This window comes from Robertmurraya kyonggiensis, assembly GCF_005116465.1.
In the GTDB taxonomy this organism is placed as follows: Bacteria; Bacillota; Bacilli; order Bacillales; family Cytobacillaceae; genus Robertmurraya; species Robertmurraya kyonggiensis.
The window spans coordinates 42,510-57,562 of record NZ_SWBM01000007.1 but is presented as its reverse complement, the minus strand read 5'-3'; the positions used below and the strand labels follow the sequence as shown (position 1 = coordinate 57,562).

At 39.5% G+C, this 15,053-nt stretch carries 15 protein-coding genes; 9 read left to right on the top strand and 6 right to left on the bottom strand.

From position 1 onward, the window contains the following. Positions 1-39: 39 nt before the first annotated feature. Complete coding sequence (locus tag FA727_RS20500) at positions 40-1,533, bottom strand: DHA2 family efflux MFS transporter permease subunit (RefSeq protein ID WP_136833360.1); 1,494 nt, start codon at positions 1,531-1,533, stop codon at positions 40-42. A 159-nt stretch (positions 1,534-1,692) separates the two neighbouring features. Between FA727_RS20500 and FA727_RS20495 the strand changes: the two genes are divergently transcribed. The 3 genes from FA727_RS20495 to FA727_RS20490 all read left to right on the top strand — a co-directional run bounded on the left by FA727_RS20495 (position 1,693) and on the right by FA727_RS20490 (position 3,534). Then, complete coding sequence (locus FA727_RS20495; protein ID WP_136833359.1) at positions 1,693-2,553, top strand: TetR/AcrR family transcriptional regulator; 861 nt, start codon at positions 1,693-1,695, stop codon at positions 2,551-2,553. A 114-nt stretch (positions 2,554-2,667) separates the two neighbouring features. After that, the gene (locus tag FA727_RS24190) at positions 2,668-2,829 is read left to right on the top strand and encodes a hypothetical protein (protein ID WP_158318937.1); all 162 of its coding nucleotides are present in this window, start codon (positions 2,668-2,670) and stop codon (positions 2,827-2,829) included. 45 nt (positions 2,830-2,874) lie between these two features. After that, on the top strand, positions 2,875-3,534 hold the full coding sequence (locus tag FA727_RS20490) for an NAD(P)H-dependent oxidoreductase (protein WP_136833438.1): 660 nt from the start codon (positions 2,875-2,877) through the stop codon (positions 3,532-3,534). A 796-nt stretch (positions 3,535-4,330) separates the two neighbouring features. Here FA727_RS20490 and pgoN read toward each other — a convergent pair. The 3 genes from pgoN to FA727_RS20475 all read right to left on the bottom strand — a co-directional run bounded on the left by pgoN (position 4,331) and on the right by FA727_RS20475 (position 7,380). Then, complete coding sequence (gene pgoN, locus FA727_RS20485; RefSeq protein WP_136833358.1) at positions 4,331-5,173, bottom strand: glyoxal/methylglyoxal reductase; 843 nt, start codon at positions 5,171-5,173, stop codon at positions 4,331-4,333. Positions 5,174-5,258: 85 nt separating this feature from the next. Further along, positions 5,259-6,143 carry a YitT family protein gene (locus tag FA727_RS20480; protein WP_126410069.1) on the bottom strand — a complete coding sequence of 295 codons (885 nt, stop codon included), beginning with the start codon at positions 6,141-6,143 and terminating at the stop codon, positions 5,259-5,261. Between the two features lie 184 nt (positions 6,144-6,327). Next, the gene (locus tag FA727_RS20475; RefSeq protein ID WP_136833357.1) at positions 6,328-7,380 is read right to left on the bottom strand and encodes an NAD(P)/FAD-dependent oxidoreductase; all 1,053 of its coding nucleotides are present in this window, start codon (positions 7,378-7,380) and stop codon (positions 6,328-6,330) included. A gap of 237 nt (positions 7,381-7,617) precedes the next feature. Between FA727_RS20475 and FA727_RS20470 the strand changes: the two genes are divergently transcribed. The 4 genes from FA727_RS20470 (at position 7,618) to FA727_RS20455 (ending at position 11,426) form a co-directional block, all read left to right on the top strand. Beyond that, positions 7,618-8,463, top strand: a complete 846-nt coding sequence (locus tag FA727_RS20470; RefSeq protein ID WP_136833356.1) for an ABC transporter ATP-binding protein — start codon at positions 7,618-7,620, stop codon at positions 8,461-8,463. Next, a complete protein-coding gene (locus tag FA727_RS20465; protein ID WP_136833355.1) occupies positions 8,414-9,343 on the top strand; it encodes an iron-hydroxamate ABC transporter substrate-binding protein in 930 nt (309 codons plus the stop codon). Before FA727_RS20470 ends, FA727_RS20465 begins: the two co-directional genes overlap by 50 nt. A 65-nt stretch (positions 9,344-9,408) precedes the next feature. Further along, on the top strand, positions 9,409-10,419 hold the full coding sequence (locus FA727_RS20460; RefSeq protein WP_136833354.1) for a FecCD family ABC transporter permease: 1,011 nt from the start codon (positions 9,409-9,411) through the stop codon (positions 10,417-10,419). Further along, the gene (locus FA727_RS20455; RefSeq protein WP_136833353.1) at positions 10,416-11,426 is read left to right on the top strand and encodes a FecCD family ABC transporter permease; all 1,011 of its coding nucleotides are present in this window, start codon (positions 10,416-10,418) and stop codon (positions 11,424-11,426) included. Before FA727_RS20460 ends, FA727_RS20455 begins: the two co-directional genes overlap by 4 nt. A 27-nt stretch (positions 11,427-11,453) precedes the next feature. On the opposite strand, the gene FA727_RS20450 is transcribed toward FA727_RS20455, so the two are convergent. Then, positions 11,454-12,635 carry a DHH family phosphoesterase gene (locus FA727_RS20450; RefSeq protein WP_136833352.1) on the bottom strand — a complete coding sequence of 394 codons (1,182 nt, stop codon included), beginning with the start codon at positions 12,633-12,635 and terminating at the stop codon, positions 11,454-11,456. Positions 12,636-12,882: 247 nt separating this feature from the next. Between FA727_RS20450 and FA727_RS20445 the strand changes: the two genes are divergently transcribed. After that, positions 12,883-13,071: a hypothetical protein gene (locus FA727_RS20445; RefSeq protein ID WP_136833351.1), complete on the top strand. Its 189-nt coding sequence runs from the start codon at positions 12,883-12,885 to the stop codon at positions 13,069-13,071. Positions 13,072-13,514: 443 nt separating this feature from the next. On the opposite strand, the gene FA727_RS20440 is transcribed toward FA727_RS20445, so the two are convergent. Then, entirely contained in the window at positions 13,515-14,423 is a 909-nt protein-coding gene (locus FA727_RS20440; protein WP_136833350.1) for a nuclease-related domain-containing protein, read from the bottom strand. Between the two features lie 117 nt (positions 14,424-14,540). On the opposite strand from FA727_RS20440, the gene FA727_RS20435 reads away from it, so the two are divergent. Beyond that, complete coding sequence (locus FA727_RS20435) at positions 14,541-15,041, top strand: YbaK/EbsC family protein (RefSeq protein WP_136833349.1); 501 nt, start codon at positions 14,541-14,543, stop codon at positions 15,039-15,041. The last annotated feature ends 12 nt before the right edge of the window (positions 15,042-15,053 follow it).

The following is a 15,053-nucleotide window of genomic DNA, read 5'->3' as shown; positions in this document are numbered from 1 at the left end:
GAAAATAGGAGCACACCCATTTGGATGTGCTCCTATTTTTTATGCTTCTGATTTCGTTTCTTCCTTTGCAGGTAGAGCACGCTTGATGAAAAAAGCTAATACTAAAGCTAAGAGAGCGATGAATGCTGAGATTAAGAAAGAGTAATTAATTCCGTTTAGCATTGCTTGATTTAAGATCTCTGTTTGCATTTGAGCCGCTGCATGCTCATTAGGGACGGCTGACGGATCCATCTTAGCCATAGCATCAGCTGCTAATTCCTTCGCTTTCGACTCCGTACGATTATTCATAATCGTAATCAGAAGGGCAGAACCGATTGCTCCAGATACTTGTTGTAACGTATTATTCAATGCAGTTCCATGAGGATTATCCTTCATCGGTAACTGATTTAATCCGTTTGTCATAACAGGCATCATTGTCATCGACATACCGAAGAAGCGGATAGCGAATAAGATCATAATCGTTGTATAAGAAGTTTCCATATCAAGTTGCGTAAAATAGAAAGTTGTTGCAACAACAATTGTCAGTCCAATAACAGCTAAGATTCTTGCACCGTATTTATCAAATAGCTTTCCGGTAATGGGAGACATGATTCCCATTACAAGCGCTCCCGGTAGCATTAGCAATCCAGATTCAAACGGTGAAATTCCTCGAATCGTTTGGATGTAGATTGGAATTAAGATCATCGATGAAAACATCGCGATCGAAATCACGATCGAAATCGCAGAAGATAAAGCAAACATGGGGTATTTGAAAATGCGAAACTCTAGCATCGGGTCATCCATACGCAACTGGCGTAAGATTAATGCCACTAAACTAATGACACCAACAAAAATCGTGCCATAAACCTCTGGACTATCCCAGCCTTTGTCTCCTGCTGAACTAAACCCATAGAGCAATCCTCCGAAAGCTAAGCTAGATAATATTAGAGACAGTATATCTAATTTGATGGCACGCTGAGGTGTAAGATTTTTTAATTTGAAAATACCGAGTAATAATGTAAGAACGGCAAATGGAAGAACGATAGTAAAAAGTGTTCTCCAGCTGTAATGCTCTATGATCCAACCTGAAAGTGTTGGTCCTATTGCAGGGGCAACGACCATTACAAGGCCAAATATCCCCATTGCAGCTCCTCTTTTTTCAATCGGAAATGCTGTAAGCATGACATTCATTAATAATGGCATCATAACGGCTGACCCAGCCGCTTGAATCAAGCGAGCAAGAAGTAAAACATTAAAGTTTGGAGCAAGACTTGCCAACAATGTACCAACTGTAAATAAGGCCATAGCTGTTAAGAAAAGACTCTTATTCTTAAATCTTTGAATAAAGAAGGCACTTGCGGGAATTAGAATTCCGTTGATAAGCATGTATCCGTTTGTTAACCATTGTACGGAAGTTGCGTCCACCTCAAACTCTACCATGATCGTTGGAAGAGCAATATTCAATAACGTTTCATTGAGAATGGCAACAAAGGCACCGATAAAAAGGATGGCAATCATGCCATAAGGTGGTTTTTGTTCTTGTTTTTCTACCATCTATATCATTCCTACTTTCTTTATATTAGAATCACTTTTCCATATTATACTTGAAGTCTACAATATACAATCTTTTTCCTACTAGTCTATAATTGAGATTATTAACAATAATTTAAATCTGTAATCAATTTTTATACTAGTGGTCTAGCTGGAGGAATTATGAATAAAAAGAAGAAGCAAATCATTGAGGGAGCCCATCGTCTTTTTATTGAAAAAGGCTTTGTCCATACCTCCATTCAAGATATTTTAGATGAAGTGAAAATTGCAAAGGGTACTTTTTACAATTATTTCATTTCGAAAAATGAGTGCTTGATCGCGATTTTGGAGTATGCAAAGGAAGAAAGTGAGCAGCAACGAAAGGAAATGTCTCTTGGGAGAAGGGCAGACGATGAAGAGCTCTTTATTGAGCAAGTTACCATTCGGTTAAAAACAGATAAAAAACATAATTTGATGGCTCTTTTTTCAACGACTTCCTTTATGAGTGATCCAGAGCTGAGGGAATTTATGTTCCAACAACACTTGAGCGAGGTTCAATGGGTCGCAGGCCGTTTGATGGATTTATACGGAGATGACTTAAGAGAGATTGCTTTTGATCAGGCTGTCATCTTTTTGGGAATTCTTCAACACTCTTTCCAAGTTACCAAACTTACTTCACAAAAAAACCATTCGCTCGAAGATATTATTCGCTATGCCTTGCAGCAAGTAAGGTTAATCATACAGCACCAAGAACAATCGAGTACCGTTTTATTCCCGTTTGAGCGGTTGGAAAGAGGGGAGAATGAACTGTCTCCTCAATTGAAGAAACTAATCGAAAAGCTCATTCAGAATCCGAAGATGAAAGATAAGGTTGAATTACTAGAGTTTCTTTTAGCAGAAATGAAGAATGAGTCTCCACGATTACAACTAATTGAAAGTGTCTGGAGGACGTTATCGCAATCTCATGAACCCTTAGCTCCATATCGTGAAATGTTGTATATGCTGTGGGAGTACATTGAGAAAAACAATGCTAGCAGACGCTAGCAACTTGATAGCAAACTGCTAGCAAAATGATAGCAAAAAGATAGCAGCTGCTAGCAGGAATTTAGGATATCTGTGGATGGTAAAAGTAAACCTATATTGAGGTGGCTAATACATGTGAATGATTTTACCGATGAAATTTTCAAGGGATTAGAGAACGGTAATGAAGAAATCGGATATGGTGGTTCGAAAAATAGGCTTCGAGCTTCTAGAGACGAGTTAGATGAAGGAACCAAAAAAGCGCGGTATAACTTTAAGCGTAATAATCCAAACTTCTGAGTATGAATCAGCTAGAAGGAGTGTCAAAAATTGAGCAATATTGAAATGACAAAGCAATCGATTTTAGAAGCATTACAGTTTAGACATGCAACGAAAGAATTTGATCCAAATAAGAAGATATCTGATGAGGATTTTCAGTTTATATTAGAAGCGGCTCGACTGTCTCCGAGCTCTGTTGGCTATGAGCCATGGAAGTTTTTGATTGTACAAAATATGGAGTTAAGAGAAAAGCTTCGAGAGGTTTCGTGGGGTGCTCGAGGACAATTACCAACTGCAAGTCATTTTGTACTTATCCTTGCAAGAACAATCAAGGATACCAAATACGATAGTGAATATGTTAAGAATCAAATGCTGAATGTGAAGCAGTTTCCGAAAGAGATTTTTGAACAAGTGCTTGTTCGTTACAAAGCCTTTCAGGAGGATGATCTGAATTTGCTTGAAAGCGAAAGAACGATGTTCGACTGGGCGAGTAAGCAAACATACATCCCGCTTGCAAATATGATGATGGTAGCGGCTCAAATCGGAATTGATTCTTGTCCGATTGAAGGTTTTGATGTTAAAAAAGTTCAAGCGATTTTGGAGGAAGAAGGACTAACTGAAGATGGTCATTTAGCCATTTCGGTAATGGCTGCATTTGGCTATCGTGCAAGAGACCCTCGTCCAAAAACGCGAAAGAAGATGGAAGATATCGTGCAATGGGTGTAAAAATTTATTAAGTAGTTTAGCTGAAATGAGAAAACCATTTGGATGAATGACATCTAAATGGTTTTCTTTTTGAATGCGGATGAAATAGTAGATTTTTTAGAACGATTTTCGAATGTGAGCCGTTTATGAAGACACTAATTGGGGAAATCTGTTGAACAAAGTCCACATTGAGAGTGCATGAAGACACTGATTATAGCAACCCGGAGAATAGAGTCCGCATGAAGCGCTCATGAAGACACTGATTATAGCAACCCGGAGAATAGAGTCCGCATGAAGCGCTCATGAAGACACTGATTATAGCAACCCGGAGAATAGAGTCCGCATGAAGCGTGCATGAAGATACTGATTATAGCAGCCCCGAGAATAGAGTCCGCATGAAGCGCTCATGAAGACACTGATTATAGCAACCCGGAGAATAGAGTCCGCATGAAGCGCTCATGAAGACACTGATTATAGCAGCCCCGAGAATAGAGTCCGCATGAAGCGCTCATGAAGACACTGATTATAGCAACCCGGAGAATAGAGTCCGCATGAAGCGCTCATGAAGACACTGATTATAGCAACCCGGAGAATAGAGTCCGCATGAAGCGTGCATGAAGACACTGATTATAGCAGCCCCGAAAATAGAGTCCGCATGCCACCCTCATGAAGACAACTATTCCTATAAAACACGAACTATGTTCGTATGACATTACAACAAGCACATCTTCTCTAAAAAACCAAAGATAAAGCCATCCAAAAAGCGTAGTAACCTAACGTTTTTGGATGGCTTCGTCTTATGATTCAATCAAAATATTTAAAACCCAGCATTCATTATTTCAGGGTCAGATCCAACTCGTTCATCTTTATTGAGAGCGTTGATTTTTTCCATATCCTCGTGAGAGAGCTCGAAATCAAAGATATCTGCATTTTCAATAATGCGTTGCTCCTTAATGGATTTTGGAATGGTCACGACTTCGTTTTGTAAATCCCATCGTAAGATCACTTGAGCAGCGGACTTTCCATATTTTTGTGCGATTTCATTGATGGTTGGGTCGTCCAATAATTCACCTTGCTTTAGTGGTGACCATGCTTCAAGCTGGATACCTTCCTTCTTACAGAAGCTTCTCAGTTCTAGTTGAGCTAAATGAGGATGGTATTCCACCTGATTTACCATTGGTTTAACCTCTGCATCTTCAAGTAAATCTTCTAAATGGTGGACATGAAAATTACTTACGCCAATTGCACGCACACGTCCATCCTTATAAAGCTTTTCAAGTGCTTTCCAAGTTGCCTTGAAACGCTCTTTGTCTTGGCCTGGCCAATGAATTAAATAAAGATCCAAATAGTCTAAACCTAATTTTTGAAGGCTTGTTTCAAATGCTTGAAGAGTGGATTCATAGCCTTGATCCGAATTCCAAACCTTAGAGGTTACAAACAATTCTTCTCTTGGTACACCAGACTCACGAATCCCTTGGCCAACGCCCTCTTCGTTTTGATAGATGGCAGCCGTATCAATGCTTTTATAACCATTTTTGATGGCGGCTTTAACAGACTCGACTACCTCAGAGCCTTCTTTTACCTTGAATACGCCAAGGCCAAACCATGGCATCTTTACTCCGTTATGTAGTGTAGTAGTATCCTGTAAACTTATTGGCATGGTATGTCCCTCCTGTGTGTTTTTATCGTACAAATTCTATTATGCACAGGAATGTAAAAAAACGCTAAAATTTTGACTGAAAATTCTAATGGATATCTTTTTTCTTAAATCTGCCTCCACGCACCTCAGCAATATCTGCAACTGCTAAAAAGGCGGAAGGATCGACGGCTTCAACAATCAATTTTAATTTTGCCTCTTCAAGTCTTGTGATGACACAAAAGATGACCTTTTTATCATCACCTGTGTATGCGCCTTCTCCAGTAAGATAAGTTACACCACGACCAAGACGGGCAAGGATGGCGTCGCCAATTTCGGTATATTGATCACTAATAATCCACGCTGATTTCGATTGGTCGAGCCCTTCGATGACGATGTCGATCGTTTTAAAGGTAATGGCATAAGCAAGGACTGAATACATTGCTCTATCCCATCCGAAGACAAATCCGCCCCAAGCAAAAATAAAAATATTAACGAACATGATGAATTCGCCAACAGAGAAGGGCATTTTTTTGTTAAGAAGGATAGCAAGAATCTCAGTTCCATCTAAGCTTCCGCCATAGCGGATGACTAAACCGACTCCCGCTCCTAAAATGATTCCACCAAATACAGTGGCGAGTAGCATATCTTCTGTGAAAGCTGGAACGTGATGTAAGTAAGCAGTGGTGATGGACATGACGGTAATTCCTAAAATCGTGGATAGGGCAAATGTTTTCCCTATTTGTTTGTAGCCTATGTAGAAAAAAGGAACGTTTAAGAAGAATAAGAATAGTCCAAGCTTAACGCCTGTCAAATGAGAGAGGATAATGGATATCCCTACGATGCCACCATCCATAATGGTATTTGGCACCAAGAAAATTTCAATCCCAACGGCCATTAAGACGGCACCAAGGATGATAAAAAATGTTCTTTTGGCAACCTGTGCTTTTGTTAGTCGTCGATGAGCAAATTGATTATCGAGATGTTGTTGCATTGTTACATCATTCAAGATGACATTCCCCCCTATATGTATTAATATTTTCCATTATACCATCAGTACATAAGTGTTTTCTCGATCGAACGCTTTCGTTTCAAAGAAAAGTTGTCAAAAAGCCTAACACTTCTAGCCCATAAAAAAATGCGTTAACCTTTTGGCTAACGCATTTCTACTATTCATATTAACGACCGACCATTTGCTTAACAAGCTCACGATTCTTCTTTTTAAATAGATCATTATGAGAGGAAACCATTGCACTTTTAGTAGCATCAGGCTGGATAAATTGCTTAGCTTTGTTAACGGCATTGACGGCATCCTGGAACGCACCTGCGATTAACTGAACTTTACCTTCATAAGAAACAATGTCTCCTGCAGCGTAAAGTCCTGGAATTGAAGAATCACCAGTTGGTGTTGTTGAAATATAGAAATCATCGACCAACTCAAAATTCAATTCACTGTTATTTAATAAGGAAGACTCGCGCTCATAGCCGTGGTTGATAATGACATCATCAACGGATATGTAAGATACTTCACCGGTTTCGTGGTTTGTAAGTTCAACCTGCTCAATTTCTTCATGATTTTCACCGGCAATAAGCTGAGTGATACCTGAATTAAAGTGACACGTCACAGTACTATTTAATAATTGTGTTACTTGTGCTTCATGGGCAGATAAATTATCTTTTCGATAAGTTAAATAAACCTTTTTCGCGATTGGCTCTAATTCATTAGCCCAATCGATCGCTGTATTTCCGCCACCTGAGATCATAATGGTTTTATCTTTGAATTGTTGCAACGCTTTTACCGTGTAATGTAAGTTAGAGACTTCGAAACGCTCTGCACCCGCAATATTAATCTTTTGAGGGTTTAAAATGCCGCTACCTACTGCCATGATGATTGTTTTAGAGTAATGAATTTGACCAGAAGAACCTTGGATAACAAAGATTCCTTCTTCGTTGCGTGTAACCGATTCTACTTTTTCATTGAGAACAACAGTTGGATTAAATGTAAGACCTTGCTTGACTAGATTCTCAATTAACTGAGCACAAGGAGCAGGTGTCATTCCGCCAACATCCCAAATCATTTTTTCAGGATAAACATGAAGCTTTCCACCAAGCTGTGGCTGAAACTCAATGATCTTTGTTTTCATTTCGCGAAGACCACTATAAAATGCGGAATAAAGACCAGCGGGTCCGCCTCCAACAATGGTTACATCAAATAATTCTTGTTTATCCATGCCGTTCACCTCAGATATTGATTATCATTCTCATTTAACTATAAACGGAATTATATATATCTGCAATATAAAATTGAAGGCATTTTTTGAACATAAATTGAACAATACTAAAAAAATGAAGTATTAGTGAGAATTTTATAACATTATATATTGACAAGAATGTTGAATCGAATTATATTTACCACATGACATTGAAAATCATTATCAATTACGATTTTATAAAACGGGGGTTGGACGATGGTTCGCCTATATACAAATGATGTGAGTATCGGATACGGTGAGCGTTTTATTGTGAAGGAACTAAGTGTTGCCATTCCAGATCATAAAATTACGACTATTATTGGACCGAATGGCTGTGGAAAATCTACACTTTTGAAAGCCATTACTCGAATCATTCCTCATCAATCTGGAGCCGTCTTATTAGATGGAGAAAATATAGCAAAAGAAAATACAAAAGAACTTGCCAAGAAAATGGCAATTTTGCCACAAACACCGGAAAGTGCAAGCGGTTTAACGGTTGGAGAACTCGTATCCTACGGACGTTTCCCATATCAAAAAGGATTTGGTCGGTTATCGAAGAAGGACTATGAGGCGATTGACTGGGCCCTTGAGGTGACTGGAACAATCGATTTCAAATATCGTCCTGTTGATGCTTTATCAGGAGGGCAAAGACAACGTGTCTGGATAGCGATGGCCCTTGCTCAAGAAACCGACATTATTTTTCTAGATGAACCTACCACTTATCTTGATATGGCTCATCAACTAGAAGTATTAGAATTGTTACAAAAGCTTAACAGGGAACAAGGACGTACAATCGTTATGGTTCTTCATGATTTAAATCAAGCAGCTCGATTTGCTGATTATCTGATTGCCTTGAAGGATGGGGAAGTTGTAAAAGCAGGGAACTGCGAAGAAGTGATTAACCATGAAGTATTGAAAAAAGTTTTTCATATAGATGCTGAAATTGGAAGAGATCCACGCACAAACAAACCAATGTGTGTCACTTACAACTTATTAAGAGGAGAAGAACAAGATGAAGAAGCTGTTAGTACCCTTTATGCTACTAGTAGTGCTAGTTATTAGTGCCTGTGGCAATCAATCAGCATCAAATGGTGAGAAAGAAACTGCTAAAGAGGAAGACAAGGCTCCTACTACGATTACGTATGAATCGGAAAATGGACCAATTGAGGTTCCAGCTAATCCACAAAGAGTTGTTGCATTAGCTAATTCTGGATTTGTAATGGCACTCGATGTAAATATTGTTGGTGTTGATTCATGGTCAAAAGCAAATAAACGTTATGAGTCTTATATAAAGGATGCAGTAGAAGTAACAGATGAAAGCTTAGAAAAAATTATTGAGCTTGAACCAGATTTAATTATTGCTGCATCTACAACCAAGAATTTAGATAAATTAGGTGAAATTGCACCAACCGTTTCATATACTTATGGAAATGTAGATTACTTAACGCAGTACATTGAAATTGGGAAACTATTAAATAAGGAAGATGAAGCTCGTGCTTGGGTAGACGATTTCAAAGAGCGCTCTAAGAAGGCAGGAGAAGAAATTAAAGCGAAAATTGGTGAAGACGCTACCGTTTCAGTTATGGAAAGCTATGCTAAAGAGCTATATGTCTTTGGCGATAACTGGGGTCGTGGAACGGAAATTCTCTATCAAGAAATGAAGCTGAAAATGCCTGAAAAGGTAAAAGAAATGGCTCTTAAAGAAGGCTATTATGCTCTATCAGCTGAGGTAATCCCAGAATATGCTGGAGACTACATAATCTTAAGTTCAGATGCAGCAGCAGATAGTTCATTCAAGGATACTGAAAGCTATAAAAATATCCCCGCTGTGAAAAATAATCGCGTATTTGAAGTGGATGCGTCAGAATTCTATTTTAACGACCCGATTACTTTAGACTTCCAGCTAGATTTCTTTATTGATAGTTTTATGAACAGTAAGTAAGAAAAAAATGAAGGGATTCTTAGAAATAAGAATTCCTTTTCCCATGTTTAAGGAGAAAAATGATCATGACGAAAGAAAAACAATCTTCCATGCAATTTACCTATAAGTTATTAATAGGGCTCCTCGTTTTCATTGGAATTTTCCTTGCATCTGTGGTGTTCGGAGCAGCTGATACGACTGTAAAGGATGTCTGGCTAGCGCTGACTACTAATCAATCAGGAGAGAAGCTTTCTATTTTACGTGAAATACGTTTTCCACGTGAAGTAGCTGCGATTTTTGTAGGAGCCGCTTTGGCAGTTGCTGGTGCAATTATGCAAGGCCTCACGCGAAATCCATTAGCTGACCCTGGCTTGCTAGGATTATCAGCTGGAGCCAATGTGGCATTAGCGATTACGATGGCATTCATCCCTAGAGCGAACTACTTTTGGATTATGATTGCCTGTTTTGTAGGAGCGGGAGTTGGTACACTCATGGTGCTAGGCCTTGGTTCGATGAAAAAAGGGGGCTTCTCACCATTCCGTATTGTCTTAGCTGGAGCAGCTGTGTCTGCTTTTTTAACAGCGATTGCTGAAGGCATTGGCCTTTATTTTAAAATATCCAAGGATGTTTCTATGTGGACTGCAGGTGGATTAGTCGGAACAACATGGGGACAGCTTCAAGTCATTATTCCATTCATTATTATTGGAGTTTTGATTTCTATCATTTTATCGAAACAATTAACGATTTTGAGTTTAAGTGAAGAAGTAGCTGTTGGGTTAGGACAAAAGACGACGCAAATTAAAGCAATTCTGTTTATCGTCATTGTCATATTAGCTGGGGCAGCTGTTGCTCTAGTTGGAAACATGGCCTTCATCGGCTTAATGGTTCCACACATTGTGCGAGCGGTGGTAGGGACGGATTATCGTTTCATTATCCCGATGTCCGTCATTATGGGCGGAAGCTTCATGCTTTTAGCGGATACACTTGGTCGGACTATTAGCGCTCCATATGAAACGCCTGTGGCAGCGATTGTTTCCATTCTTGGCTTGCCATTCTTCCTTTTCATCGTTCGAAAAGGAGGTCGAGCATTCTCATGATTCATCCAAGTCTTGTAAAAAAACAACGGATTATCATGTTGGCTTTAGCATTGTTAATTTTGGCAACGATCGTGATTGGAATTGGATTAGGATATTCTTCTCTTTCCTATGATCGCCTGATTCCAACGATTATTGGTCAAGGATCATTTAAAGAAGAATTTGTTTTGTTTTCGATTCGCTTACCGAGAGTTGTTGTGACTTTATTAGGGGGAATGGCTCTTGCATTATCGGGCGCCATTTTACAAGGAATTACCCGTAACGATTTAGCGGATCCTGGCATCATCGGAATTAACTCAGGAGCAGGAGTAGGTGTTGCGATTTTTTACTTGAGTTTCCCTGTGGATGCCAACACCTTTGTCTATGTTCTTCCACTAGTCGCCTTTGCTAGTGCTTTATTAACGATGGTTGCAATTTACGCCTTTTCCTATAGTCGAAAAAATGGACTTCAGCCCGTTCGATTAGTGTTGATCGGTGTTGGATTCTCCATGGCTCTTGCAGGTGTAATGATTATCATCTTTTCATCGGTTGATCCATTTAAAGTTGATTTTATTGCGAAATGGTTGAACGGGAATATATGGGGGACCGATTGGCCATTTATCTGGGCAATTCTTCCGTGGCTCGTGATTTTGATTCCTTTTACTCTGTATAAAGCAAATCGCCTGAATCTCTTAGGGATGAGCGAACCAGTTGCGATTGGGGTCGGTGTTCGAATTGAACGTGAGCGGATCTCATTACTAATAGCGGCTGTGGCATTAGCGGCTGCTGCTGTATCTGTAACGGGTGCGATTGCGTTTATCGGTTTAATGGCTCCGCATATTGCAAAATCTTTGGTCGGTCCGCGAAATCAACTCTTTGTTCCGGTTGCGGTTTTATTAGGGGGCTTGCTGCTTTTAGTGGCAGATACGATTGGACGCAATGTCCTTGATCCAGATGGAATTCCAGCTGGGATCATGGTCGCGTTAATTGGTGCACCTTATTTTATGTATTTATTGCTGAAAAAAGCATAGAAAGAGCGACCTTCAGATGAGGGTCGCTTATTTTGATTTTTTAACTTCGTCGATTAAGTAATTAACAAATTGGTCGTCTCTTACTAGCCAGGCTGCTTCTGTTCGTTTTAAGAATTTCTCAGCTTCGGCAAAGCTAGTAAAGGTCTTGTCGAGCTTGCGTTTGTTTTTATCAATGACCCATTCCGATTGGTTAATTGGGCGAATGAGAAAACGGTCGTCTGAGTGGTTTCGATACAATGTCCCGAAGGAAGAATCTTTGACGTTGTAGCGATTATTTTTAGCATCCTCATGAAGTGTTTCCAAAGGAAAGGTATCGGTCACAAAAAGCTTGTAAGCTTTCTCAGTCATCGAGCAACCAGAAGCTTTTGCGTGTCCACCTCCGCCAAAATGACCTGCCACTTCAGACACATCTACGTGATCATGAATGGTGCGAAATCCGATTCTTTTTCCACCTATATTGAGGATGGCGATATAGTCGAGATGCGGATACTCCTTCCCTAATTCGTTACCAAGCTCGGAATGATACGATTCGGCGTAAACGACTCCAGCAAAATGACCTTTAATTTGAGCTTGAACAAGTTCTCTTCTTTTCCTGCGTATGTATCGTTCAATCTTTTCTTCTTCCATATCGAGAATTCTTTTCTCAAATTCATCAAAATAAAAATGGTCATCTGTTCTGAGACGCTCTAGCATTTTTTCCTCAAACTCTTCAATTGAGATTAGGTAAAAAAGGGCATTCAATCTTTGTGCGTGCTGGTTATTGTTTTTCTCCCATTCCCACGTATCGTATTGGCGAACGAGTTCCACAAATTCATCTACTGCTTCAGACTGATGAAGCAATCCTTGCGCGATCAAATATTCGTAGAGCAAAGATGTCGCCGAAGTCAGTTTTCCTGCTGTATCCTCGACAACAACATGGCCCCAGTCGTAATTGTTGTATGCGAGTGAAGTCTTATGGTGATCAATCAGCTGAACCTTACCGCCAGCTCGATGGAACTCCTCGATTCTTTTTTCATTTTCTTCGTTTACAGAAAGATCCGTAATGAACAGGAAAGTTTCTTGCTCTTCTTGTTCGAAAAAGTTTTCCACTTCCCGATTTAGTCCTGCGATGGAATTGTAGCGCACATGGACGTCTTTACCGAAAGCTAGCTTCGCTAGAATCCCGCATCCAACTCCATCCAAATCATTATGGGACAACAGTTTATACATCAATTTCACCTCGAGATTTAGTATGGATGTTAATGAGGAAAATTATAGCACACAGGTAGGGCTTTCGCTCAATCGACATGTTTCATTGTTCACATAGAGTTCACTCTTTTTTAGCATGCAGGAGTTTATAATAAAGATAGTTAATTTGGGAGTGGTTGTGTCTGCTCTATTTGAATTTGCAATCATGGTGTTCTATATGATGTTTTAACTATTATCACAGTAGATATATTTTAGGGGGGAATAGAAGATGGAAGGCTATTTTTCTTTAGCGGTAGTTATTGTGGGATTTATCGCTGCAGCGATTATTACTAGAAAGGATACAGCCGCAAACAAGGGGTTATCCAAAAAAGGTATCTTAAGATTGTCGGTTGTTCTGGTAATCGTCTTTATCGCAGTTGTCACAGAAGTGTTTTTGAGACCGGAGAGTTGGATGTAGGATATTTGATGAGCGTCGTGAATCCGAGAGTGGATTTAGGGCGTTTTTTGTTTTATACACAACATTGATAAATAATCTTATTCTCAAATTGATCTAATAGCCCTTATTGCAGTGGAAAGACTATAAAAGGTAAATAAGAGAAGTACTAAAGGACCTTAGTGAAGAGGAAAGACTAAAAAAGGTAAATAAGAGAGGTTTTAAAGGACCTTAGTGAAGAGGAAAGACTGAAAAAGGTAAATAAAAAAGGTTCTAAAGGACCTTAGTGAAGTGGAAAGACTAAAAAAGGTAAATAAGAGAGGTTCTAAAAGCCCTTAATGCAGTAGAAAAAATAAAGAGGTAAATAAAAGAGGTGCTAATGTCCCGTAGAGTACTAGAGAACCCAAAAAAGGTAATTAAAAATAGCCGAGTTTCATATTATAGAAACTCGACCGGGTAGATTAGACTTACTTCGCAATAAAATAGGTATGTTTTTTACTTCCGATCTTAGTATAGTGCTTATCTAGCACTCTTCTAATTCCCTTTCGCGATTCCACCACAAGACACCAATCCTGCACCGCATTCGTTGTAATTTTCCTGTTTAGGAACAAAACCTGGAATTCCTCGACACTACGTAAAATAGCAGACTCAAGTTCTTCTTGTACCCCACAGGATTCACAAATGAGAAGTTTTCTTCCTTCCACATGCGTCCGCAAAGACCGACACCTGCAGCACCAGATTCCTTTTTCCAATTGCTTATATTCATAGGTAGGAAGACGTTTGTATGGAGAATCAACGATAGGGTCGGCTAGGATTTTTTTAGCGAGATTAATGGGGGTATTGGTTAAGGGGGCTCGTGGGAATTCGAGATTTCGTAAAAAGCGATTTAGCTGGGTGGGAAGAATAATCAGTTCATTAAGTGGCGCCTGTAAAAGAGTAAATTCTGGATTAACAAATACGAGGTAGCATTCGAGTTTTAAAGGGGAACGAAAAAATTGAAGATACCGGCGGAAGAGGGATTCGGTACGTTTTAACTGACTCAACGGATTTTTGATTTCGGTGCCAGAAGTGGAGAACCAGTTGTCAGCGTCCACATAATAATCTCCCTCGTAATTTTTCACTTCAAACATATGAATCGTATTCTTTGAAATAATCAAGGTGTCAATCTGGAACAAATTGCCCTGATAGTCCAGTAAGATATCCTTCAAAATAAGGTATTCACCTTCTAGCCTTTCTAGTAAACTATCGAACTTTAACTCACCCTCCAACCATTTTTCTAAAAATGAATAATGCAGTTTCTCCTTTCCTTCTAATTCCATGCGAGCATTTACACTTCGGTAAACCTTTAATTCCGTCGATTCCAAACGAGGTTTCATAGGCAAACTTCCTTTCTATATATCTCTATCTTAGGAAACCACCCTCGCTTTAACAAGAAACAATTTTTTGACATTTTCGCAAAAGATGTTACTATTTTCCAAAAAGGAGGGTTCTACATGTCATTAGAAAGCGTGAAGGCTCATTTTAAAAAATGGAATCGTGAGAATGATGTACAGGTGTTTGAACAATCCAGTGCAACCGTGGATATGGCGGCTGAAACCATTGGCGTTATTCCTGCTCGTATTGCAAAGACTTTATCCTTTAGAGGGGAAGATGACAAGGCGATCCTCGTTGTGGCAGCAGGGGATGCGAAAATCGATAATAAAAAGTTTCGTCATACCTTCGGATACAAAGCACGGATGCTGACAGCGGAGGAGGTAGTCGAACAGACTGGACATGTGATTGGTGGCGTTTGTCCGTTTGGGCTCGCGAACGACTTAGATGTCTATCTTGATGTGTCGATGAAACGATTTGAAACGCTGTTCCCAGCCTGTGGCAGTACCAATTCGGCGATTGAGCTTACATGTGAAGAACTAGAGGAATACTCTTATGCTAAGAATTGGATTGATGTGTGTAAGGAATGGGAAGAAGAGCTGCAAGAAGAAGAGACTGCCTAAGTATATAAAAAC